This is a genomic window from Rhodococcoides navarretei (assembly GCF_038069675.1).
In the GTDB taxonomy this organism is placed as follows: domain Bacteria; phylum Actinomycetota; class Actinomycetes; order Mycobacteriales; family Mycobacteriaceae; genus Rhodococcoides; species Rhodococcoides navarretei.
Window position 1 is genome coordinate 245,519 of sequence record NZ_JBBPCN010000001.1, and the last position, 22,033, is coordinate 267,551.

A 22,033-nucleotide genomic window follows, 5' to 3' on the forward strand; every position below is an offset into this window, starting at 1 on the left:
CGTTCAACTCGTGCGCACCACCAGCGCGAAGGGCCCGATGTCGGTCACGGTGAAGCGCGGATCCTCGAACAGTGACTCGGGGAAGGTGACGGTGTAGCGGCGCACGTTCGGATCGTTGGGGTAGACGTCCTCGGCCAGTCTCAACGTGTAGCCGTCCGCGCCGCGGCGGAACAGGAAGGCGTCGGGCGCACGCCACTGGCTGTTGTCGAGCGCGTCGATCAACTGATCGGGTGTCTCGAGTTCGGTCCACTGCTCGATGGCCTCCGCTCGCTGATCGAACTGCGCCAGTGGGTTGGCGTAGTGCGAGGTCAGTCCTTGAAAGCCGAAGTACGGGTAGTAGCTGAGGAACGACGTGTCCGCGGTCAGTACGACGGTCTCGTCGCGCGGACGCTGGGTTTGCTCGGTCAGGGCGGCATCGACCTCGCGGTAGTACGAGACCGCGCTCGGTGGGCGCATGTCGGCGCGGTTGCCGTCGCCGTCGGTGTCGGAGTACGCGACGGTGATCTCGGTCTGCAATACCTGGGGGATGTTCTGCGCGTAGGTCATGGCACCGATGGCCGCTACGACGACAGCGGCGATACGGAACTTCGGCGGCTCGTTGATGGCCTGGTAGATCGCGTGGCTGCCTTCGAGGAAGCCGAAAACTCCTGCGCTGCCCAGCAATACGATCAGCACGGCTTCGAGGCGGAACGAGAGCAACGTGGTGCCCGCGGCCGTGGCGGCCATGGAGAGCAGCGTCCACAGGTAGATGGAGACGACGCCGACGCCGAGTGCCTGCGCTCGGCGCGAGGACGAGAATCGAACCGCCACCCACACCGTGCCGATGAGGCACAGTACGCCCATCAGGGAGAACTCGAACATCGGGAACGGAAGTGTCGCACCGGCTTCCGGTAGGTAGTGCAGGGCCGTGCCCGATGTGCTCGGCGCGCCGCGCAGGAATTCGACCAGGTACGGCAGCCACACGGTCGCGGCGATGAGGCCCGAGATCGCGGCGATCGCGGCGACCTTGATCGCGATGGGAACCAGTACGTTCCAGGACTTCCGCTCGCGATAGGCGAGGACGGCGGCGAACAGCGCCATGAGTACGACGGTGAACGCCGCCAGACCGAGATACAGGGTGTAGAACGTCGCGGCCAGGCCGAGGAAGAGCCCGGTGCCGACCACCGCTCCCCACCCACCCGATGAGGTGCGGTGCAGCGCTCCCCAGGCGAGGACGAGCGCGGGAGCGAAGAGCATCACGATCACGGCGCTGTATGCCTCGGGGGAGGCGTGGGCGACGACGAGTGCGGTGGTGACGGCGCTGACGGCGACGGCCCAGTCGGCTCGGATCAGGGCCTTCCACAGCACGAACGACGCGACAGCGGTGACGGCGAGCAGCCCGATTGCGTAGGGCTTGAACACTTCCCAGCCGTCCATGCCCAGCAGGTTGCCGACGCGTCCCCCGAGCCAGAACCAGCCCGCCGGGTAGAACGGCGGAATGTCTGCGTACGTCATGTCGCGCAACGACGCCGAATCCGTCAGCCGCGTCAGGTATTCGGTGCGAAACTCCTGGTCGACCGAGATGCCGAACAGGTAGAGCTTGGTTGCAGCCAGCGGCATCCCGAGGGTGACGGTGACGAATCCGCTCAGCCCGATCCACGCTGCGAGCCGAGCGATCCACGGCCACTTGTGAATCCGGTACAGGTAGATCGACGCGGCGAACAGTGCTGCGGCAACCACCTGCCCGAGCGTCGTGATGGCGCGGGTGACGTTGGACGAGTTGAACGCAGGCCACTGAACCAGTGAGAAGGCGTACAACCCGACCGTCGCCACCACGACTGCGACGAGCACACCGAGAGCGATCTCGCCGACGGCAGAGGCGGTTCTGCGAGCCGGTGCAACCCCGATTGTCATCGAAATCAGATGGGCAGCTTGCGGAAGATCGGCCGCGGTACGTGCCGCAGCACCATCATCACCAGACGCCACGGCGCAGGAGTCCAGATGAGGGGAGTGCCCTTGCGTGACGCGTTCACCGCGAGCTTCGCAATGACCTCCTTGTCGACCGTCATCGGGGCTTCCTTGACGTGCGCGCTGAACTTGGTGCGCACCATGCCTGGGCGAACGACGGTGACCCGAGGTCCGAACTCGCGCAACGCTTCTCCGAGTCCGAGGTAGAACCCGTCGAGGCCGGCCTTGGTGGAGCCGTACACGAAGTTGGAGCGACGTACCCGCTCGCCTGCCACTGAGGACATGACGATGATGCGGCCGTAGGCCTGCGCCTTCATCTTCTCGCCCAGCAGTACGCCGACCGAGACGGAGGCGGTGTAGTTGATGTTCGCCGCGAGGACGGCCTTGCGCTGGTCCTGCCAGAGCTGCTCGGCATCGAAGTCGACGGCGAAAGCCACGATGGCGACGTCGACATCACCCTTGGCCCACGCCGCGTCGATGACTTTCGGGTGCGAGGCGGTGTCGAGTGCATCGAAGTCGATGACGTCGACGGCCTTCGCGCCCTTGGCCGTCAGCTGTGCGACGGCGCTTTCGCGCAGCGGATCGTTCGGCAGCGCAGCGAGGATGACACGTGCCGGAGACTTCGACAGGTACTCCTCGGTGATCGCGAGACCGATCTCGCTGGTGCCACCCAGAACCAGAATCGTCTGGGGGTTACCGACGGCATCTATCGTCACAGCAGTTCCAACCTTCTTGCCATATCGGAGGCGAAAACGCCTGTGGGGTCAACGGATCGGCGAACCTTGATCCATTCGTCGATCCGCGGGTACATCGAGTGGAAGGTCTCGGCGTCGGTGCGCGAGTCCTTCGCGGTGTAGAGACGACCGCCGAATTCGAGCACCCGCTTGTCGAGTTCGCGGACGAATTCGTTCAAGCCCGGCTTGATCGGGAAGTCGACGCAGATGTTCCATCCGGGAATCGGAAAGCTCAGTGGCGCTTTGTTTCCGGGTCCGAACAGCTTGAACACGTTGAGGAACGAGTAGTGCCCGGACTTCTGGATGTCGACGATGATCTTCTTGAACTCGTCGATGGCCTCCGGTGGCACAACGAACTGGTACTGCAGGAATCCCTTGGAGCCGTAGGCGCGGTTCCATTCGCCGAACATGTCCAGTGGGTGATAGAACGCCGTCAGGGACTGCACCTTGTTCCGGTAGTTGCCTGCCTTGCGGTACCAGACCTCGCCGACGGCGGAGAACGTGTACTTGTTGGCCAGGCCGTTGGGGAACACGTCCGGGAACGTCACCAGCGGTTTGGCGTTGAACCGCAGCGGGTCCTTCTGAAGTTTGGCGGGCAGCTGGTCCAGCGTTGCAAGCGATCCACGGGAGAGGGCTGCGCGGCCGAGCTTGGGCGGCGGAGCGACTGCGTCGAACCAGGCACTCGAGTAGTCGTAGTTGTTCTCGCTGCCGTCGCTGTGCAGGGCGATGGTCTCGTCGAGGGTGCTGGTGACGTCACCGTCGGCGATGAAGTAGGCCGTTTCCGTCGGCGTCATCTCGATGGTCGCGCGCAGGATGATGCCGGTCAGGCCGTTGCCGCCGACCGTCGCCCAGAAGAGCTTGGCGTTCTTGCCCGACGGCGTCAGGTGGCGGATCTGACCGTCCGCGGTGAGCAGTTCCATCGACCGGACGTGGTTGCCGAAGCTACCCGCGCTGTGATGGTTCTTGCCGTGGATGTCCGTGCCGATGGCACCACCGATGGTGACCTGACGAGTACCCGGCAACACCGGTACCCACAGACCGAACGGCAGCGCCGCTCGCATCAGCTGGTCGAGGTTGACGCCGCCGTCGACGTCGACGATCCGCGTCGACGCGTCGATGCTGTGAATGCCGTTCAAGGCATTCATGTCGATGACCAGGCCGCCGGAGTTCTGCGCATTGTCACCGTAGGAGCGGCCGAGGCCGCGGGCGATGACGCCGCGTCGGAGGTGGGCCGGCTTGGAGTCGTTCTGCTCGGCGACCTGCTTGACCGCGTTCGCGATGAGTTCGGGGTCGGAGGTCGAGAGCACCTCTCCCGTGGAGGGCGCAGTGCGGCCCCAACCGGTGAGTGTGCGGGTCTGCGTGGGTAGCGGCGCAGTGTTCCCGGCCTGTGGTTCCAGGGGGAAGAGTGCGTCGTCGGCTGTCGTGGACATCGCTCAAGAGGGTACCCGCATTGCGGTAGCGGCTAGTGTCAGTCCTCGTGTCCACCCCCGACCGCTCCGCAGAAGAAGGCTCGACGGACGACGACTGGTCGCCCGAGGACGACGAGTTGCAGCATCACGTCCCGCTACCCGTCGAGCTGCCGCTGACCGAGAACATCGCCGACGCGGCCCTCGATCTCAAGACGCAGGTGCTGCGGTTCTTGGCGACGGGTGTGCTGTCGGCAATCGTCGACCAGGGCGTCAATCTGATCCTGCATTTCGTGTTCGGCGTCGGTGTGACGCTGGCCAAGGCGATCGGCTTCGTGCTCGGCACCACAACGGCGTACCTGATCAACCGCCGGTGGACGTTCAACGCGGCACCGTCGCGTGCCCGGTTCCTCGCTGTCGTCGCGCTGTACGGAGTCACCTTCGCCGTCCAGGTCGGCATCTACACCTGGCTCTACCAGGCCCTTCCCGACGGCTTCTGGTACGCCAACGTGGCCTTCGTCATCGCGCAGGGCACGGCGACGGTCATCAACTTCCTCGTTCAGCGGTTCGTGATCTTCAAGATTCGGTAGATATTGTGGTGCGCTAAGGATCCTTGATCCCGGGCCGAGGTCCTGGTTCAATATGGCCCCAGGAGGGGAGTATCCCCCAGCAGCTTCGTCGTCACCACGGCCCGGCAATCCGGGCCCGGCGAGCGGCCCGCGTCGGGCGGGAGAGACCTCCAGTTCATAGAACTGGAGGTTGTCATGTCCGTTCCATTCTGGGCTTGGGTGGCAGTACTCGGCTTCATCGTCGCCATGCTCGCGGTCGATTTGTTCGCTCATAGGCGAGCACACGTCATCGGAGTGCGCGAAGCGGCCGTCTGGTCAGGTATCTGGGTCGCTTTCGGCGTCGGTTTCGGAGTCCTGATCTGGGCCACTGCCGGTGCAGAGTTCGGCCAGCAATACTTCGCCGGCTACCTGATCGAGAAGTCGCTGGCGGTCGACAACGTATTCGTGTGGGCCATCATCTTCACGTATTTCGCGGTGCCAAGAGAGCTGCAACACCGCGTCCTGTTCTTCGGTGTACTCGGTGCTCTGGTCTTTCGCGGCATCTTCATAGCCGGGGGATCTGCCCTCATCGCCAGCTTCAGCGCGGTGCTGTACCTCTTCGCTGCGTTCTTGATCTTCACCGGCTACCGGATGGTGCGTCAACGCAACGAGCACCTCGATCCCGAACAGTCTCGAGCTCTGCGGCTGTTTCGTCGCTACGTTCCCATGACCGACGCGTTCTACGGGCAGAAATTCGTGGTGCGCATCGGGGGCGTCGCGTTGGCCACTCCGCTGCTGGCGGTGTTGGTCCTCGTCGAGGTCACCGACATCGTCTTCGCTGTCGATTCCATCCCGGCGATCTTCGCCGTCACCGACATCCCCTTCCTGGTGTTCACCGCCAACGCATTCGCGATTCTCGGCCTGCGCGCGATGTACTTCCTGCTCGCGGACCTGATGCACCGGTTCGTGTACCTGAAGGTGGGATTGGCGTTGGTCCTGATTTGGGTCGGCATCAAGATGGCACTCAAGGTGGACGTGTTCTACATCCCCACCGCCGTCTCGCTCGGTGTCATCTCGTCGATTCTTGCGATCTCCGTGGTACTCAGTTTGCGAGCCACACGAGGGCAGACTGCGCACCCGCAGATCGACCAGTCCGCGTCTCCGTTCCGAACTGCGACAGAAACGGAACTTGCTGCGGCTCAGCCTTTGTGGAGCAGGCGCGGTCGACGGACAGATCGTTCGTAGCCTTCGCAGCGCACAGCATCGGGTGTTGGGGCGACGCCGGCACGGCCGCGGTGTCGCCCCGACGACGATGTACTCAGAAGATAGGGAGGTTCCCTGCTTCGAGGGCTTCGGCGAGGGTGGGGGCGGCTTTGTCCTTGTCGGAGAGCTCGTAGGTCAGAGGTGAGCCGTCGCGGCCGGTGGTGGGCCAGTCGATGCCCAGGGCAGGGTCGAGTGGGTTGATGTCGCGGTCCAGTGCCGGGGTGTACTCCAGGCTGCACAGGTACATGACGGTGGAATTGTCTTCCAGAGACAGGATGGCGTGGCCGAGGCCTTCGGAGAGGAAGACCGCTTTGCGGTCGATGTCGTCGATGATCACGCTGTCCCACTGCCCGAACGTCGGGGATCCGACGCGGAGGTCGACGATGACATCGAGGAACGCTCCGCGGGCGCAGGTGACGTATTTCGCCTGACCGGGTGGGTTGGTGGTGAAGTGGATCCCGCGAAGGACCCCGGCAGCGGAGACCGAGCAGTTCGCCTGCAGCAGATCCAACGACCGCCCGGTTGCCTCCTCGAACGCCGACGCTTTGAACCATTCGAAGAACACGCCGCGGTCGTCACCGAACTGGCGTGGGGTGTACTCGTAGGCGCCGGCAATGCTCAACTCGCGAAAGGTCATCGGTTCCCTCGGTCGATCAGATCCAGTAGGTAGCGGCCGTAGCCGGATTTGACGAGCTTCTCCGCTCGGGCGCGCAGTTCGTCGTCGGTGATGAATCCGCGCCGCCAGGCGACTTCTTCGGGGGACCCGATCTTGAGTCCTTGGCGTTGCTCGATGGTGCGCACGTAGTTCGACGCGTCGAGGAGGGAGTCGAAGGTGCCGGTGTCGAGCCAGGCAGTGCCGCGGGGCAGTACTTCGACTTGGAGGCGGCCGGCATCGAGATAGTGGCGGTTGACGTCGGTGATCTCGTATTCCCCACGGGCGGAGGGCTGCAGGTCGCGGGCGATGGCGATGACGTCGTTGTCGTAGAAGTACAGGCCGGGGACGGCGTAGTTCGATTTCGGGGTGGTGGGTTTTTCTTCCAGCGACACGGCTTTGCGGTTGTCGTCGAATTCGATGACGCCGTAGGCGGTGGGGTCGGAGACCTCGTAGGCGAAGACGGCTCCGCCGTCGATGGTGTCGAAGCGTGAGAGTTGGGTGCCCAGGCCGGGGCCGTAGAAGATGTTGTCGCCGAGCACCAGTGCGGCGGAGTCGGTGCCGATGTGCTCGGCGCCGAGGACGAACGCTTGGGCGAGGCCGTTGGGCTCGTGTTGGACCTTGTAGGTCAGTGAGATGCCGAATTGGGAGCCGTCACCGAGCAAGCGCGTGAACTGATCGGCGTCCTGGGGTGTGGTGATGATGAGGATCTCGCGGATACCGGCGAGGATCAGGGTCGAGAGCGGGTAGTAGATCATCGGTTTGTCGTAGACCGGGACCAGCTGCTTGCTCACTCCCATCGTGATCGGATGAAGCCGTGAGCCCGTGCCGCCCGCCAGAATGATTCCCCGCATGAAGGCGAAGTCTTCCAGACCCTCCGGCCGACCGCGCGGTTGTGCCTGCTCCGTTTCCGCTGCGTGAGCTATGAGGTGCACGTACGCTCGCCGCATACCCCGCCCGCCGAGAGGACCGAGGACAACGATCGTGACGAGCCGCACCCAGATCGAAACCGGTATCAGGCAGGTCACCACCCTTCTCGCGGCAGCTGAGGGCGATGCCAGAGCGTCGGCGACGCCCTGTACCGAGTGGACCGTCGCCGACCTGACGGACCACCTGGTGCACACGGCGGGTCAGTTGGTGACGATGGCCCGCGGCGAAGACATCGATTGGTCGATCTCGCCGCAGTCCGTCTCCGACCCGACCCCGCTGTGGACCGAGCGCACCGATGAGCTGCTGGCAGTGATCGATTCGGGTTCGCCGCTGCCGCTCGGCATGGTGGCAGCGGAATTCTCGGTGCACGCGTGGGATCTCGCGACCGCGCTCGGTCGCGGCACCGATGATTTCGACTCGACCGTGGCGGAGGAGGGAATGGCCTTCATGTCCGAGAATCTGACCGAGGAACGCCGCGCCGGTGCTTTCCACCCGGCGCAGCCCGCACCGGACGGGGCCAATGCTTATGAGCGCCTCGCGGCTTTCGCCGGACGCACTGTCTCGCGTTCCTGAGACGTCGCTGCTGGTGGCTCATTCCCACGGGATTCGGTACGGCTGAGTTCCGACCTCGTCCTCAGTGTTCTGTGTCGGCCATTCGGCCGGCCAGTCGATCTGCGGATCTCCCTTCAGTTCGTCGACCTCAGGAGGTAGCGGAGACGCCTCCAACTCGATGCGCTCCCAGCTGCATTCACCCGACGCGACGCGATCGGCAAATCGAGTCATTGCTGCCGACGCCCGCGGTGACGACGCCAGACGAGCCAGCAATTCTGCCGTGACGTGTCGGGTTCCCGGCTGAGCCTTCAGGTCGGTGTTCAGGGCCCGCGTGCGCGCGGCCTCGAGCTCACTGCAGGATGTCATCAGACGGTCGTACGCAGCTCGGGCGTGTGGTGGCAGCGACTCGATCATGCGTCCCGCCATGGTTCGTCGCCGGTGCCAACAGAGAAGTCCTCGTCCGGAGTGTCGAGTACCGGTCGGATATCCGCGGTCTTTCCCGCTTCCACAGATTGCTTGCCGTAGTCGAGGAAGTCGTTCAGGGGGCGCAACGTGTCGTCGATCTTCTTGCCCACCTGGCCTTCGGGGTCGCCGAGCGCGTCGAGAAACACGCCGAAGTCGTCGACCACCTGCTCGATCTTCGCGATGAGCTCTTTGGTCAGATCCATTGCTGTCCAGCATATTTCGATGATGCTCTCGACCTGCCAGGCGGTGCCCACCACCGGTACCTTCTTGATCACGACCTTCAATGCGCCGCGAGCATTGTCGACGGCCACTTCGGACTCGAGCAATTCGACGATCTTGCGCACCACGGCGAGGGCGGCGTTGCGCAGTTGTTCGGATATCACTCCGCACACTGCGGAGATCGTCCGTCCGGCAGGCCCTTCCCATCGCATTGCGGCCAGTTGTCGGTCGGCATAGTCGGTGAATGCCTGTGCGGCAGCGCCGTTCCAGTAGCTGTCCACGCGGCGCACCCCTGCAGCAAACGATCCACCGGCAGCTTCCATCGCGTCGCCCGCGATCTGGTACGCCTGACCGATTCGGCGAATTTCGTTCCAGTTGCCGGTGATCGGAATGGTTGCCTCGTTCAGAGGGCTCCACCCGGAGAGCTCGAAGATCGTTCTGTCGATCTCTCCGAGCCAGCTCGCAGCTTCGTCGAGTAGGTCTCGGACGTCGTCGACGACGGGATTCGGGATGGGATAGTCGATCCCGTGGGGCCGTCCGTAATCGGTTGCCCCGTCGAATTCGTCTACATGGCCGACCGCGGCACGATCGGAGTTGCCACGATCGATGCCAGGTATCGGTGGCGCACTTGTGTGAGCGTTCAGCAGGTCATAGTTTCGCTGATCCTCATCGGCATACAGCCATGCCGCCTTGTTGAGTTCGGCACCCATTTCACCGCAGTTGGTGGACAGATGAACCTGCCGAGTGCGTGTCATCTCCTGAAAGCTTGCGAGATACGGCTGGAGGCGCTGCAGAATCTGCCCAATCACGTTCTCGCTCATGCCCGCATGATCGAGTAAATAATGATGACCGGCCAGAGTTTCGCCGCCGATGCGATCGAGAAGATTCCCGAGGCCGGCGATCTCCGAGGGATCGCCCTCGAATGTCTCCTCGGTCATCGTGGCTGCCCCGTCGTCGAATCAGGCTTGCGCAGTGTCGAGATCAGGGTGTCCACAGTCGAGTAGTCCAGCGAGCCCTCGTTGCTCTGGTCGAGCTGAACCATGAATACCGCGACGGTTGCCGTGGCGAATCCCGGTATCGCCACGACGTCGAACGTCGCCTCGGTCGGGCTGCATTCCACGCTGGCGTGGATGTCCGAGCCACGAACGGTGTATCGCACGGCAGGCTCTCCATCGACCTCGATGTCCTGAGGCTCCGAGTATTCGATGCGTGGTGGGGCAGCGGAGTCGTCGCCGAAGACGACTTCCGCGCCGCGGGCAGCGTCCAGTGCTGCGGCGTGCAAGTCCATCCCGTTGCGGCCAGTCATACCGGACTCGGCGAGCGACGCCCCGTCCACTTCTGGGCAGTAGCCGTAGCCGTAATCGGCGCTGGCACCGTAGACGACCGACTTGCCATCGTTCGACCAACCCGCGATTCCGGTCGAGAAGTTTCGCCAGTCTGCCGGTATTTCGTAAGTCCAGCCGAATTTGGTGGCGATGGGCTGCGGCTGGCCGTCGGGCACCTCGATTTTCGGTGGCGGTCGGTTCATCGACGGAAACCCCGGCGGCAGGGGTGGCGGGGCGGTCGCCGAGCCCGTGGGGTCCGGCGACACCGGCGGAAGAGCCTGCACGCCCTTGTACGGTTCCGGCACCTCCGGCGCCAGCTGCGGAATTGCCCACATGAGGCCGAACAGCAGCGCTACCGATGCCGCGAGACGAATCAGAATTTTGCCGAGACCCATTGACGTACTCCCCCCGAAGTCGAACAGAAGCTAGCACGCGCGTCCGACACTCGAATCGACCACGTGAGCGGCGCAACTGTTGCTCCACTCGACGGTCTCGTCGCCGGGATCCTCACCGCGGGGGCGTCGAGTGGAGCATTCCGTGCAGCGGCACGCTTACCGGAGTGGCCTGTGGACCCCGACAAGAACGGCCCGCCCGAGTATCCACCGGTAAAGTGCCTGTTCATGAGAATTCTTGTCACGGGTGGGGCCGGGTTCATCGGCGCGAACTTCGTACATCAGACCCTCGCGCAGCGTCCCGACTCCCAGGTCACCGTGCTCGACAAGCTCACCTACGCCGGCAACAAGGCCTCCCTCGACCCGGTGGCGGATCGCATCGAGTTCGTGCACGGCGACATCGCCGACGCCGACCTCGTCGACCGCCTCGTCCGCGAGACGGATCTCGTCGTCCACTTCGCCGCCGAATCCCACAACGACAACTCGTTGACCGACCCGTGGCCGTTCGTGCACACCAACGTCATCGGCACCACCACCTTGCTCAACGCGGTCCGCGAACACGACGTCCGCTATCACCACATCTCCACCGACGAGGTCTACGGCGACCTCGAACTCGACGATCCGGCGAGGTTCACCGAATCGACCCCGTACAACCCGTCGAGCCCGTACTCGTCGACCAAAGCGTCGAGTGATCTGCTGGTGCGTGCCTGGACCCGATCTTTCGGCGTCCGCTCCACCATCTCCAACTGCTCCAACAACTACGGCCCATATCAGCACGTGGAGAAGTTCATCCCGCGTCAGATCACCAACATCCTCAGCGGTTCCCGCCCCAAGCTCTACGGGGCAGGTCAGAATGTGCGCGACTGGATTCACGTCGACGATCACAACAGCGCCGTCTGGGCCATCATCGACGGCGGCCGCATCGGCGAGACCTACCTCATCGGAGCCGACGGAGAAGCGAACAATCGCACCGTCCTCGAAGCCATCCTCGAGGAAACCGGCAACGCACCCGACGCCTTCGATTTCGTCACCGACCGCCCCGGCCACGACCTGCGCTATGCCATCGACTCGACCAAGCTCCGCACCGAATTGGGTTGGACGCCAACCTACGTCGACTTCCGTGCCGGCCTGAAAGCAACTGTCGACTGGTATCGCGAGAACGAACAGTGGTGGCGACCGCAAAAGGACGCCACCGAGGCGGTGTACGCGTCCAAGGAGTCCGTCCTGAACCGTTAGTTCGGGGAGGGCCGGCTGGGAGCGGCAGGGACTCGAGAATCGCTGTGTACCAACATGTTGCGCAGGGCTCGTGAACCGGAGGCGGCCGCGATCGCCCCTGCAAGCACCTCGCACAGGGTGAACACCAGCCGTGATGCCAGTGCCAGTCCCAACGCGACACCCGCGTCCATGTACGGCGACAGTGCTGCAACCACCACGGCCTCTCGGACACCGATACCGGACGGCACGACGACGACGAGCACTCCGGCACACATTCCGAGTGCGAGCGCTCCGATGCACTCCACCAGCCCGCCGATCCGGAAACCTGCGGAGCTCGAGGCAAGAATCCACAGGTGAGTGCCGTAGAGGACCCAACTGGCGGCACACCAGCCGAGCGACAGAGCGATTTTGCGAGTGGCCAGCGGGGACTGCAGCGGCGCGCGGCGAAGAAGCTTCAGCGCGAGATTGACCAGGCGAGTCAGGATCGGTGGGTAGGCGCAGATCAACGCGATCGGTACCAACACGATCACTGCGACCGCGGCGATGGTGCTGACGTCGAACAGTGCGGGAAGACCCAGAAGCCCGACCACGAGGGCAGATGTGGTGCTCAGTCCGACCGTGACGAGAACGGCGACGAACCCGGCTGCTCTGGTCACCCCGGCCCGCCTGACCAGTTCGGTCTGGAGAACGAATGCCCAGACGCTGCCCGGCAGATACTTACCCAGCTGGCCCACCAGGTAGCAGCGTGCCGCGTCGAATGCCGGGATCGGATACTCCAGCGCCCCCAGCGCGTGTTGCCAGGCTCGGACCGCAGCTCCCATGCCGAGAAACACCAGCAGCGAAGACCCCAGAAGCGACCAGATTCCCAGCGACAGAATGGTGTCGCGGACCTCGGACCACTGGGATCTCACTGCCAAGACGATGGCGACGACGATCGCCACGGTGACCGCGACGCGCAGTACGTTGCCGGCAATCTTCTTTCCGCGCGAAGCGGCTACCTCTTCGGTCATCCGATCAAGGGCTTCGTCGACAGATTTCGCCACCACTCGAAGGCCGTCGCGGTCGCGTCGTTCAGCGCTGCCAGGTCAGGAAGGCGACCGTTGGCATACGCCGAACCGACAACGTCGACGTCCGATTCGGCGTAGCCCTTCCTCGACATACCGACGGAATTCGCCCCGTGCAGGACGCCCGGGTTTCCTACCACGGTGGCGAACGGCGGGATGTCTTTCGTCGCTATGCCGCCCATCCCCACCATGGCACCCGCGCCCATCACTCGACGCTGATGGATGGTGCTGTTCATGCCCATGTTGCAGCCGTGGCCGAGTGTGACGTGGCCGCCGAAGGTCACGCCAGGCGCTGCGATCGTGTTCTCACCGAGTTGCACGTCGTGACCCACCGAGATGCGATTCATGATGAACGAGTTGGCACCGATCATCGTCGGGCGCTCGCTTCCTTGGTGCACGGCGGTGAGCTCGCGGACGACAGTGTTCTCGCCGATGAAGATGCCGCACCCGACGCTGGGTTCGGAGTACGAGGAGAAGTGCTCGAATCCGTTGATCTCCGGCGGTGCGCCGATCACTGCCTGCGCGCCGATCCAGCAACCGCTTCCGATCTCGAGCGGACCGGTGAGCACTACGAAGGGGCCGATGGTGACCCGGTCGCCGATGACGACGCCGTCGCCGATGACGGCAGTTTCGTGGATTCGACAGTCCTGGCCTATGTCGATCGGCACCTGAATTCGGCCTCCCACGTTTCTGATGGTTTTACAGCGTTGTTGTAGAAAATAACGCTACGCGCGGCAAGGCTTGTGACCGGGACCTCATGGCAGGCGATAGTGTCAACGGGTAAAGATGCGAATCGGTACGGTTTCCGTCGCACCCAGATCGGTCCGAGGGGTTAGTCAGTGATTGCAATTTCCAGTGTCGTTTTCGGCGAAGATGTCGAGCGTGAAGTGCTCGATACCCTTCGTTCGGGCATTGTCGCGCAGGGCCCCAAGGTCAAGCGCTTCGAGGAGCAGTTCGCCGAGCTCGTCGGTGCTGACCACGCGATAGCAGTGAACAACGGTACGACGGCGCTCGGCGCAGCATTGGAAATTCAGGATCTGAAGCCTGGCGACGAGGTCTTGACCAGTCCGTTCACTTTCGTGGCGACCTTGAATGCAATTCTGGACGCGGGTGCCATTGTCCGATTTGCCGATATTTCGGCGGACGATTTCAATATCGACCCCGCCGATGCGGCGTCGCGGATCACCGATCGCACTTCGGTGCTCATGCCGGTTCATCTGTATGGGCAATCTGCAGACATGGCCGCGCTCGGCGACCTCGCGCAACAGCACGGCCTCGCCATCGTGGAGGATGCGGCGCAGGCGCACGGTGCGACGTTCGACGGCCGTGGAGTCGGCACGTTCGGGCTCGGCTGCTTTTCCTTCTACGCCACGAAGAATCTGACCACCGCCGAGGGCGGCATGATCACGACCGACGACGCGTCGGTTGCCGATCGTCTGCGAGTCCTGCGCAACCAGGGGATGCGTGCGCGGTACCAATACGAAGTTGTCGGGCACAACTATCGAATGACCGACCTGCAGGCCAGCCTCGGGCTTCCGCAGTTGGCTGGATACCGGGCCCAGGTAGAGCAGCGTCGGCGCAACGCGGACATGATCACCACCGGGTTGAAGGACGTGACCGGACTGACGCTTCCCGCAGAGCTCGAACGCAGAGGGCACGTCTGGCACCAGTACACAATTCTGGTCGACGAGGACGCCTCGATCGATCGAGACGAACTGGGTTCGCGACTTGCAGACGCAGGCGTGGGTAGCGGCATCTACTACCCCAAGACCGCCTACGACTACGACTGCTACCGCCAGCATCCCAACGTCGTCATCGAAGACACCCCGGTTGCCACCTCGGTCTCGCAGCGATGCCTGAGTATCCCGGTGCATGCGAACTTGACTGTCGATGAAGTCGACACCGTCGTGTCGGCTGTCCGTTCGGCGATGGGACAGTGATGAATCCTCGGGTTGCGCTGGTCGGTTCGGGTCGGATGGGTTCTCTGCATGCCAGGGTCATTGCACAGTCGGATCGGTGTGATCTCGCCGTGCTCGTCGAGCCACGGGAGAGTCAAGGTCGGGCTGTCGCCCAACGCTTCGGCTGCGATTGGGCCGCGGAGTTCGACGACCTCTCCGGTATCGATGCAGTGGTCATCGCAGCCGCGACTCCTGCTCATTACGACATCGCCTCGCGCGTACTCGAGCTCGGAAAGCCGGTGTTGGTCGAAAAGCCCTTGGCTGCAACGTACGATCAGAGCGCGGAGTTGGTGGGCAAGGCTGCCGCCGGGGACATTCCGTTGATGTGCGGTCTGCTGGAGCGATTCAACCCGGCGGTGCGCACAGCTCGCGAGTTCGCCGGTGACGTATGGCAGGTCAACGGCATTCGGCATTCGCCGTTCGTATCGCGCATCTCGACAGGAGTGGCGACCGATCTCCTCATTCACGACGTGGATCTGGCTATATCGTTCGTCGGCTCCGAACCGAAATCCGTTGCTGGGGAGTTCGGCTACTTTCATGCTGCGTCGAAGGAGAACCACGCCGAAGACTGCGCAGACGCGATTCTGCGGTTCGAGTCTGGTGCTGTCGCAACGATTTCGGCGAGTCGGATCAGCCAGCGCAAGATCCGCCAGCTGTCGCTGCTCGAGTCGGATCGGCTCATCGAGATCGACCTGCTGCGCCGCGACATCACGGTCTATCGGCACATCGACGACGACATGCCGTCCGACCGCGACGGGTATCAGCAGCAGACGATCATCGAGATCCCGACCATCAGGTACAGCGAGGAGCCGCTGTCGGCTCAGTTGAACCACTTCCTGGACCTCGTCGGCGGGTCAGGAGATGTTGCAGCAGAACGCAACTCGATCCTCCCGGCGCACCGCGCGGTGGACGAAGCCACGCGGGCGGCGGCTCACTGATCGACTGGACGGCGTCGTCGGACGCCGACCACGACCGACTGGGCGAGGGCAAGAACGAGTCCACCGGCGGCCAGTGCAACCCCGCCGGCTGTGCCCGGCGGGGTGTATTCGATCGTCGCGGTCCTGCCTCCCTCCGGCAGCACCACCTGCAGCAAGCCACCCTCGGTGGCGCGCACCTCTGCGGGAGCCCCATCGACGGTGGCCGTCCACCCCGGCCACGCGAGCAGCGCGAACGTGACGACTCCGGAACCGTTGTACTGCACAGTCTCTCGGGTGTCCGTCTCGGCATCGTCCGCAAGCACGGTGACTCCGTCGCCGACAGCGGACAGTCGTCCATCCGGCCACGGTAGCGGCGTGTTGCGGTGTGCGACGGTGACGACGTCGGAGTTGGTGATCGTCCATCGGTCGAGGGGGAGTTGCTCGAGCGCGCTCAGATCTCCGTAGGGGCCGCTGTTCTGAACGATGATCGTGTCGAGTCGGAGCGCATCCGCCCATGACACATCGGTTCCGGGTGCCGTTGCCATCAATCTGTCCACTGCGTCCGGGCAGGTGACTCCGCCGTAGTAATTGAGGCACAGTGCGTCGACGAAATCCTCGTAACTGATACCGGCATAGCTGTTCACGGCGTCAACGCCGGAGGCTTGCCACGCGTTGCCGAACACCAGGTCACCCCATTGCGACGTCGGATCGTCATCGGGAATGGAATCCGTGTCGGCGATCGCGAAAGTGTTGCCGGTGTACCTGCTGTCCAAGCGATCTTCCAGGAACGCGACCTGGCGAGGAAAACGCCACGGTGTCACGTTGTCGTTGCTTGTGAACCACGCGTTCGTCTGGAGTGCAAGTGTGGCAACGATTCCTACGATGAGGACGCCGCCGAACACGCGTGGTGCCCGCAAGGCCGCGGTGACAGCGGCAACCGTCAGAAGGCCGCAGACCAGCAGTGCCAGTGCATGGATGCCGAGGTCGTCAGGGACGCTCGACCACGCCAGGTAGAACTGCAACACCAGCAGGGCTGCGGTGATCGAGACCCGCAGTCGGATTCTCTCGCGATGCAATCCGGCGCTGGCCGCAACGGCGGTGACAACCAACAGGGGCAGTTGGCCGTACTCGATCAACCGAATGGGCCAGCGGAACAGCCACAGGTTCGATGGACCGAGGAGCAACACTGCGTAGATGCCGCCGAAGACGGCCAGCGATAGTGCGCTCGTTTTCAGGTTGCCGAGCGTTCGCCATCGGATCCACGGACTCAGCGGCACCAGGAACCAGACGAGGTACCCGATGGGGACGGTCATGAAGCTGGCCCCGAAGGACTCGACCATCGGCAGATGAGTCGGGCTGCTGACGTTGATCAGATCGCCCAGTCCGGGCCGGAGAGTGCCGTCGTTGGACACTCCGGACTGGTTTCGCACCGACACGTCAGTGGTGAAGGCGAGTGGGAGGTAGACGATCAAGGACATCGCCAGGATGGACACTCCGCTGACGATCAGCGATGTGATGCGCCGATAGTTGCCCAGCGCCACGACCTCTGCGATGACAGCGAGATACACGACGGCGACCGCGACGGCACCGTATGGGTTGCCGGTCGTCATGGCCATGAAGCCGAAGAAAATGGGAACGATGGGATTGACTCGGCCGAGGGCAGCGGACCTGGTCGACCACCAGACATGTGGGATCCACGCGAAAGCGAACAGGCCCGACGCCCAACTCGAGGCGTCGAAGTACAGCGTGTAGCCGGCGAACGGCATCGCGAAACCGGCGACGAACGCCATCGACGTGCGCGCGCCGTACTGCTTCGCCAGGAGATAGACGCCGACGGCGAGAATCGCCATGAACTGCATCTTGACCAGGGTGATGCCGATGGCCAGATTGGGAATCGCCGCGATCAGGGCAGAGTTGGCCAACAGCAGCGGGTTGTAGGTGCCGTAGAGGGCTTCGGCGGTGACGTTCCCGCCGGCCCACAGTTCGGGCAGCAACGTCGGCCATGACCCCGACAGCAGTCTCTCGCCGATCACTCGCCAGCCTGGAGTGAATGCTGCCGCGCTGTCGTCCCAGTAGTAGAACCATCGGTTCGTGAGCATGGGTACCGCGGCAGCCAGAGCGACGGTCAGGGCCAGAACCGCGGGCGGGAGTACCCGCGCCGCCCAGGGGCGATCAGAAGTCACGAAACGCCTTCGTCGGTGATGGTCGGTGGGCATGGAACAGTCCGTTGCAGCGTAGTGTTTCGTCCGTTCGCACTATCCGACAGGCGCTGAAAGGGTGACGGTGGTTTCTGGTCCCGCTCCGAGTTCGCGGCCGGAAGCGGTCGAATTGTCGGTGGTCATACCGGCCCACAATTCCGCCCGAGTCATCGAGGCCACTGTCGACGCTTTCGTCGAGTACCTGTCCGGAAGAACTGCAGAGATCATCGTGGTCGAGAACGGTTCGACCGATTCGACTGCCGATATCTGTGCTCGGCTCGAGGCCGGGTGGACTCATCCTGCTGTCGCGCTCCACGTGCTGACCAGTGACAAGGGTATGGGCAATGCGCTTCGGCTCGGCGTCGAGCAGTCTCGTGGTGACCGCGTCCTGCTGACCGCCGACGATCTTCCGTTCGGTTTCGACGATCTGGATGCGGCTGCGCAGTTGGCCTCCGAAACCGGGTCGACGCCATTGGTGGCCATCGGCTCCAAGGCACACCCGGAGTCTGCGGTGGAACGCGGACTGCTCCGGGGAGTGATGACCTTCGGTTTCACGTCACTTCGCAGAATTGTCCTCGGCACTCGAACGCGGGACCCACAGGGAACGTTCATCGTCGACGGCACGCTGCTGCGTGCGGTGGCTCCGCAGCTGATCGAACCAGGCTTCTTGTTCACCACCGAGCTGGACTACGCGGTGGAGTTGGCCGGTGTCCGTCCCGTGGAGTTGCCGGTACGCCTGTCCGAATCGCATCGCAGCGAGCCCAGCCGGGTTGCCTTCGCCGACGTCGTGAAGATGGCCCGAGGTCTCCTGTCGTTGCGAGGTCGGCGTCACGAACTACTGGCGGCCGCACGAGCCGGTCGTCAGGCTGTCGACGCCTGAAGCGAGCCGCTCTCGGCTATTGCGAGTGACCACTCTCTAAGTTATGGTTTCGTCATTCTATGACGGAGGTCACATGAACCCGAATATTTCGTTCGACGTCGTCATCACCGGCGGCACCGTCTACGACGGATCAGGCGGTCCAGGAGTGCGTGCCGATGTGGGCATCGTCGGCGGCGTCGTGCGGGCCGTGTCCTCCACGCCGCTCGAGGCGGGCCCGGCGACCGAGGTGGTCGACGCCACCGGCAAGTGGGTCACGCCGGGCTTCGTGGACGTGCACACCCATTACGACGCGGAGGTGCTCGTCGGGCCTGGCCTCGAAGAATCCGTCCGGCACGGGGTCACGACGGTTCTCCTGGGCAACTGTTCGTTGTCGACGCTCTACTCCACTCCGGTCGACATCGCGGATCTGTTCAGCCGGGTCGAGGCGCTGCCGCGCGATCATGTGCTCAAGGCCGTCGATACTCACAAGACGTGGACGAGCCCCGACGAGTACATCGCAGCGCTCGAGCGCTTGCCCCTCGGCCCCAATATCGCTGCGTTGGTTGGTCATTCGGACCTACGCGCACACGTCATGGGCCTAGACCGCTCGACCGATCGCAGTCAGAGGCCCACCCGCGAGGAATGGCATGCCATGTCCGACGCGCTCGAGAAGGCGCTCGACGCCGGGCTGCTCGGAATGTCGACCATGACGAACCCGTGGGACAAGTTGGACGGCGATCGATACCGGTCTCGTTCCCTGCCGTCCTCGTACGCGCGCTGGAGCGAATTCCGTTCTCTGCACAAGATTCTGCGTCGACGCGGTCGGTTGTTGCAGAGCATCCCGAACCTGAACACCAAATACGACATGCTGTTCTTCCTCGCCTCGGCCACCGGGATCGGGCGCACTCCGCTCAAGATCTCGCTGCTGGCTGCGGCCGATGCCAAGGCGTCGCCCTGGATCCATCGGATCTTCGGCCCGCTCGCTCGCATCGTCAACGGACCGGGCAAGGGTCAGTTCCGCTGGCAGCACCTACCCACCACGTTCGACGTCTACTCCGACGGCATCGACCTGGTGGTGTTCGAGGAGTTCGGTTCGGGTCGCGCCGCGCTGCATCTGCGAGAAGAGTTGGGCCGCAACGAGTTGCTCTCGGACGAGGCATACCGCCGGTGGTTCCGTGCCGATTTCGAGAAGAAGTTCAGCTCGCGCGTCTGGCATCGGGACTTCGCCGACGCCGAGATCACCGAGTGCCCCGACGCGTCGGTCGTCGGCAAGAACGTCGCGGAGGTCGCGGCCGAGCGCGGTGTGCACGTGGTCGACGCGTTCCTCGATCTGGTGGTCGAGCACGGCCGAAAGCTGCGCTGGCACACCACTGTTGCCAATCATCGCAAGCGGCAGATGGACAAGCTGATCAACCAGCCGGGGGTGACCGTCGGTTTCTCCGACGCCGGCGCTCATCTGCGCAACATGGCGTTCTACAACTTCGGCATCCGGTTGCTTCACCGCGTGCACGATGCGCAGCGCGATCGTAAGCCGTTCATGACGGTCGAGAAGGCCGTGCACAAGCTCAGCGGCGAGTTGGCCGACTTCTACGGTGTCGACGCCGGACATATACGGGTGGGGGATCGTGCCGACATCGTCGTCATCGATCCCGAGGGCCTGGACGAGGATGTGCTGGCCTACCGGGAGGAGATCATGCCGGAGTTCGGTGGCCTGAGTCGAATGGTCAATCGCAACGATCGCGCTGTCACCGCCACTCTGGTCGCGGGCCGAGTGGTGTTCTCCGACGGTGTCTTTGCGCCCTGGTTCGGTGTGTCCGAGCGGGCAGGTAGCTTCCTGCGGGCAGGCACCCCAACGGCTCCTCGTCGCCGGGAGCGTGTGTGAGCCCGAGTCAACAACAGCGTCGGACCGAGACCATCGGAAAATTGCTCGACGCGACGATCGTGTCGTTGTGCGAGAAGGGTTATGCCGCAACCAGTGTCAATGAGATCGTCGGCCGCGCAGGGGTGTCGTCGGGTGCCATGTTCCGGCATTTCGACACCAGGCTCGACCTGATCGTCGCCGCAGCGGACGAGGTTCGGCGACGCCAGTTCGTGGAGTTCCGTCATGGGCTGTCCGGTTTCGGTAGCGCGTCCATCGAACATTGCCTCGAATTGCTCAGGGCTGCGTGCCGCGCCCCGATCAACGGTGCGTGGTACGAGCTCTTGACTGCCGCGCGCAGCGACGACGAGCTGCGAGAGAGGCTGCAGCCCTTCACCGTTCGATATCATGAGCAGATCGCCGAACTTGCTCGCACGCTACCGGTGGCCGGTGTGATCGATCCACGACAGCTCGAGACAGTGATCTTCACCGTGGTCCACCTGCTCGACGGCGAGGCCTTGGCAGCTGTGGTGCATCCGCAACCCGAGCAGGAGGCCATGCGGCTGAGGATGATTGCTCACCTGTTGCGCGGAGGCACTCTGCACGCTCTGAGCGACGTCGGATGACCCACTGGACGGTGCGCATCTCCGGTGCCGAGCTTCCTGTCTTCGAATACGGGAACCCGGGTGCGCGCTCGACCGTGCTGCTGGTGCACGGCTATCCCGACAACCGTCACGTGTTCGATCCGCTGATCGCCGAGCTCGGCGATCAGGTCCGGGTGATCGCGTACGACACGCGAGGCAGTGGAGCGTCCACACTCGAGCCCGCAGCGGACGTGTCCATCGAGCAGCTGGCGCGGGATGTCTTCGCGGTGGTCGAGTCGATTCCTGAGCTCACCGGGAAGGTGCACGTCTTCGCCCACGACTGGGGGTCGGTACAGCTGTGGGAGGCGATGGCCTCGCCTCGGGCAACCACCACCTTCGCGTCGTACACATCGGTGTCCGGACCCAGTCTGGATCATCTGCGGCAGGTGGCGCGGGCGCGGTTGGTGCGGCCGCATCGATGGCCTTCGCTGGTCGGGCAGTTGGCCCGGTCCTGGTACGTCTTCGGGTTTCATGTGCCCGTTCTCGGCAGACGCGTGCCGGATTTGTTGGCGCGACTGAATGTCGAGGGTGAGCCGACTCCTACGGTGGCCGACCAACAGCGCGGCATCGGTCTGTACCGGGCGAACGTGTTGCGGCGTGTGCTCCGCGGACCCGACCCTCGATGCGACGTGCCGACCACCGTGGTCGTACCGACCCACGACCGCATGCTGTCGACGAACCTCACCGACGGTCTCGATCGATGGATCCCCGACCTACGCGTCGTTCGGGTCGATGCGGGCCACTGGTGGCCGTACACGCACCCCGTCGAGGCCGCCCGCGTGCTGATGGCGAGGGTGCGGGAAGCGGAGTAGACGGCGAGCGTCGGACGGATCGGTCGGATGCTGTGCGACCATGGTCAGTGGTCTTCTTCTCTCCACGGCCGCACA

Annotated in this window: 21 protein-coding genes; 10 read left to right on the plus strand and 11 right to left on the minus strand. The window is 63.8% G+C overall.

What is annotated here, in order from left to right:
* Nucleotides 1–3: 3 nt before the first annotated feature.
* The 3 genes from AABD04_RS01225 to AABD04_RS01235 are packed head-to-tail and all read right to left on the minus strand — an operon-like array spanning nt 4 to nt 4,111.
* The gene (locus tag AABD04_RS01225) at nt 4–1,893 is read right to left on the minus strand and encodes a galactan 5-O-arabinofuranosyltransferase (protein ID WP_341439926.1); all 1,890 of its coding nucleotides are present in this window, start codon (nt 1,891–1,893) and stop codon (nt 4–6) included.
* Nucleotides 1,894–1,898: 5 nt separating this feature from the next.
* Entirely contained in the window at nt 1,899–2,663 is a 765-nt protein-coding gene (locus tag AABD04_RS01230) for a decaprenylphospho-beta-D-erythro-pentofuranosid-2-ulose 2-reductase (RefSeq protein WP_121871831.1), read from the minus strand.
* Nucleotides 2,660–4,111 carry an FAD-binding oxidoreductase gene (locus AABD04_RS01235; RefSeq protein ID WP_243610621.1) on the minus strand — a complete coding sequence of 484 codons (1,452 nt, stop codon included), beginning with the start codon at nt 4,109–4,111 and terminating at the stop codon, nt 2,660–2,662. The genes AABD04_RS01230 and AABD04_RS01235 overlap by 4 nt, the downstream gene beginning before the upstream one ends.
* Before the next feature lie 47 nt (nt 4,112–4,158).
* On the opposite strand from AABD04_RS01235, the gene AABD04_RS01240 reads away from it, so the two are divergent.
* Nucleotides 4,159–4,677, plus strand: coding sequence for a GtrA family protein (locus tag AABD04_RS01240; protein ID WP_374230308.1), 519 nt, complete (start codon nt 4,159–4,161; stop codon nt 4,675–4,677).
* Nucleotides 4,678–4,851: 174 nt separating this feature from the next.
* A complete protein-coding gene (locus AABD04_RS01245) occupies nt 4,852–5,880 on the plus strand; it encodes a TerC family protein (RefSeq protein ID WP_341439927.1) in 1,029 nt (342 codons plus the stop codon).
* 73 nt (nt 5,881–5,953) lie between these two features.
* Here AABD04_RS01245 and AABD04_RS01250 read toward each other — a convergent pair whose 3' ends face one another.
* Nucleotides 5,954–6,535 carry a dTDP-4-dehydrorhamnose 3,5-epimerase family protein gene (locus AABD04_RS01250; protein ID WP_341439928.1) on the minus strand — a complete coding sequence of 194 codons (582 nt, stop codon included), beginning with the start codon at nt 6,533–6,535 and terminating at the stop codon, nt 5,954–5,956.
* Nucleotides 6,532–7,404 carry a glucose-1-phosphate thymidylyltransferase RfbA gene (gene rfbA / locus AABD04_RS01255; RefSeq protein ID WP_341439929.1) on the minus strand — a complete coding sequence of 291 codons (873 nt, stop codon included), beginning with the start codon at nt 7,402–7,404 and terminating at the stop codon, nt 6,532–6,534. The genes AABD04_RS01250 and rfbA overlap by 4 nt, the downstream gene beginning before the upstream one ends.
* Before the next feature lie 130 nt (nt 7,405–7,534).
* On the opposite strand from rfbA, the gene AABD04_RS01260 reads away from it, so the two are divergent.
* Nucleotides 7,535–8,053 carry a maleylpyruvate isomerase N-terminal domain-containing protein gene (locus tag AABD04_RS01260; protein WP_341439930.1) on the plus strand — a complete coding sequence of 173 codons (519 nt, stop codon included), beginning with the start codon at nt 7,535–7,537 and terminating at the stop codon, nt 8,051–8,053.
* Between the two features lie 18 nt (nt 8,054–8,071).
* On the opposite strand, the gene AABD04_RS01265 is transcribed toward AABD04_RS01260, so the two are convergent.
* The 3 genes from AABD04_RS01265 to AABD04_RS01275 are packed head-to-tail and all read right to left on the minus strand — an operon-like array spanning nt 8,072 to nt 10,436.
* A complete protein-coding gene (locus AABD04_RS01265; protein ID WP_341439931.1) occupies nt 8,072–8,446 on the minus strand; it encodes a hypothetical protein in 375 nt (124 codons plus the stop codon).
* Nucleotides 8,443–9,654, minus strand: a complete 1,212-nt coding sequence (locus tag AABD04_RS01270; protein WP_341439932.1) for a WXG100 family type VII secretion target — start codon at nt 9,652–9,654, stop codon at nt 8,443–8,445. The genes AABD04_RS01265 and AABD04_RS01270 overlap by 4 nt, the downstream gene beginning before the upstream one ends.
* A complete protein-coding gene (locus tag AABD04_RS01275) occupies nt 9,651–10,436 on the minus strand; it encodes a hypothetical protein (RefSeq protein ID WP_341439933.1) in 786 nt (261 codons plus the stop codon). The genes AABD04_RS01270 and AABD04_RS01275 overlap by 4 nt, the downstream gene beginning before the upstream one ends.
* Nucleotides 10,437–10,661: 225 nt before the next feature.
* Here AABD04_RS01275 and rfbB point away from each other — a divergent pair, with 225 nt between their 5' ends.
* The gene (gene rfbB, locus AABD04_RS01280) at nt 10,662–11,669 is read left to right on the plus strand and encodes a dTDP-glucose 4,6-dehydratase (RefSeq protein ID WP_341442923.1); all 1,008 of its coding nucleotides are present in this window, start codon (nt 10,662–10,664) and stop codon (nt 11,667–11,669) included.
* Here the strand turns inward: rfbB and AABD04_RS01285 are convergent.
* Both AABD04_RS01285 and AABD04_RS01290 read right to left on the minus strand, forming a co-directional pair.
* On the minus strand, nt 11,666–12,658 hold the full coding sequence (locus AABD04_RS01285; RefSeq protein ID WP_341439934.1) for a lysylphosphatidylglycerol synthase transmembrane domain-containing protein: 993 nt from the start codon (nt 12,656–12,658) through the stop codon (nt 11,666–11,668). The genes rfbB and AABD04_RS01285 overlap by 4 nt on opposite strands.
* On the minus strand, nt 12,655–13,398 hold the full coding sequence (locus AABD04_RS01290) for an LbetaH domain-containing protein (RefSeq protein ID WP_341439935.1): 744 nt from the start codon (nt 13,396–13,398) through the stop codon (nt 12,655–12,657). The genes AABD04_RS01285 and AABD04_RS01290 overlap by 4 nt, the downstream gene beginning before the upstream one ends.
* Before the next feature lie 153 nt (nt 13,399–13,551).
* Here AABD04_RS01290 and AABD04_RS01295 point away from each other — a divergent pair, with 153 nt between their 5' ends.
* Nucleotides 13,552–14,652, plus strand: coding sequence for a DegT/DnrJ/EryC1/StrS family aminotransferase (locus tag AABD04_RS01295; RefSeq protein WP_341439936.1), 1,101 nt, complete (start codon nt 13,552–13,554; stop codon nt 14,650–14,652).
* Nucleotides 14,652–15,608: a Gfo/Idh/MocA family protein gene (locus AABD04_RS01300; RefSeq protein ID WP_341439937.1), complete on the plus strand. Its 957-nt coding sequence runs from the start codon at nt 14,652–14,654 to the stop codon at nt 15,606–15,608. Before AABD04_RS01295 ends, AABD04_RS01300 begins: the two co-directional genes overlap by 1 nt.
* On the opposite strand, the gene AABD04_RS01305 is transcribed toward AABD04_RS01300, so the two are convergent.
* Entirely contained in the window at nt 15,602–17,770 is a 2,169-nt protein-coding gene (locus AABD04_RS01305) for a hypothetical protein (protein WP_341439938.1), read from the minus strand. The two genes, AABD04_RS01300 and AABD04_RS01305, sit on opposite strands and share 7 nt — an antisense overlap.
* A gap of 100 nt (nt 17,771–17,870) precedes the next feature.
* Here AABD04_RS01305 and AABD04_RS01310 point away from each other — a divergent pair, with 100 nt between their 5' ends.
* The 4 genes from AABD04_RS01310 to AABD04_RS01325 all read left to right on the plus strand — a co-directional run bounded on the left by AABD04_RS01310 (nt 17,871) and on the right by AABD04_RS01325 (nt 21,958).
* Nucleotides 17,871–18,665 carry a glycosyltransferase gene (locus tag AABD04_RS01310; RefSeq protein WP_341439939.1) on the plus strand — a complete coding sequence of 265 codons (795 nt, stop codon included), beginning with the start codon at nt 17,871–17,873 and terminating at the stop codon, nt 18,663–18,665.
* A gap of 73 nt (nt 18,666–18,738) precedes the next feature.
* Complete coding sequence (locus AABD04_RS01315) at nt 18,739–20,526, plus strand: N-acyl-D-amino-acid deacylase family protein (protein ID WP_341439940.1); 1,788 nt, start codon at nt 18,739–18,741, stop codon at nt 20,524–20,526.
* On the plus strand, nt 20,523–21,128 hold the full coding sequence (locus AABD04_RS01320; RefSeq protein ID WP_341439941.1) for a TetR/AcrR family transcriptional regulator: 606 nt from the start codon (nt 20,523–20,525) through the stop codon (nt 21,126–21,128). Before AABD04_RS01315 ends, AABD04_RS01320 begins: the two co-directional genes overlap by 4 nt.
* Nucleotides 21,125–21,958 (plus strand): alpha/beta fold hydrolase, encoded by an 834-nt coding sequence (locus AABD04_RS01325; RefSeq protein ID WP_341439942.1) that lies wholly within the window; start codon nt 21,125–21,127, stop codon nt 21,956–21,958. Before AABD04_RS01320 ends, AABD04_RS01325 begins: the two co-directional genes overlap by 4 nt.
* The last annotated feature ends 75 nt before the right edge of the window (nt 21,959–22,033 follow it).

Excerpts from the sequence above, each read along its gene's own strand:
- AABD04_RS01225 (WP_341439926.1), bottom strand. The coding sequence starts at position 1,893 with ATGACAATCGGGGTTGCACCGGCTCGCAGAACCGCCTCTGCCGTCGGC.
- AABD04_RS01235 (WP_243610621.1), bottom strand. The coding sequence starts at position 4,111 with ATGTCCACGACAGCCGACGACGCACTCTTCCCCCTGGAACCACAGGCC.
- AABD04_RS01245 (WP_341439927.1), top strand. The coding sequence starts at position 4,852 with ATGTCCGTTCCATTCTGGGCTTGGGTGGCAGTACTCGGCTTCATCGTC.
- AABD04_RS01250 (WP_341439928.1), bottom strand. The coding sequence starts at position 6,535 with ATGACCTTTCGCGAGTTGAGCATTGCCGGCGCCTACGAGTACACCCCA.
- rfbA (WP_341439929.1), bottom strand. The coding sequence starts at position 7,404 with ATGCGGGGAATCATTCTGGCGGGCGGCACGGGCTCACGGCTTCATCCG.
- AABD04_RS01265 (WP_341439931.1), bottom strand. The coding sequence starts at position 8,446 with ATGATCGAGTCGCTGCCACCACACGCCCGAGCTGCGTACGACCGTCTG.
- AABD04_RS01270 (WP_341439932.1), bottom strand. The coding sequence starts at position 9,654 with ATGACCGAGGAGACATTCGAGGGCGATCCCTCGGAGATCGCCGGCCTC.
- AABD04_RS01275 (WP_341439933.1), bottom strand. The coding sequence starts at position 10,436 with ATGGGTCTCGGCAAAATTCTGATTCGTCTCGCGGCATCGGTAGCGCTG.
- rfbB (WP_341442923.1), top strand. The coding sequence starts at position 10,662 with ATGAGAATTCTTGTCACGGGTGGGGCCGGGTTCATCGGCGCGAACTTC.
- AABD04_RS01285 (WP_341439934.1), bottom strand. The coding sequence starts at position 12,658 with ATGACCGAAGAGGTAGCCGCTTCGCGCGGAAAGAAGATTGCCGGCAAC.
- AABD04_RS01300 (WP_341439937.1), top strand. The coding sequence starts at position 14,652 with ATGAATCCTCGGGTTGCGCTGGTCGGTTCGGGTCGGATGGGTTCTCTG.
- AABD04_RS01315 (WP_341439940.1), top strand. The coding sequence starts at position 18,739 with ATGAACCCGAATATTTCGTTCGACGTCGTCATCACCGGCGGCACCGTC.
- AABD04_RS01325 (WP_341439942.1), top strand. The coding sequence starts at position 21,125 with ATGACCCACTGGACGGTGCGCATCTCCGGTGCCGAGCTTCCTGTCTTC.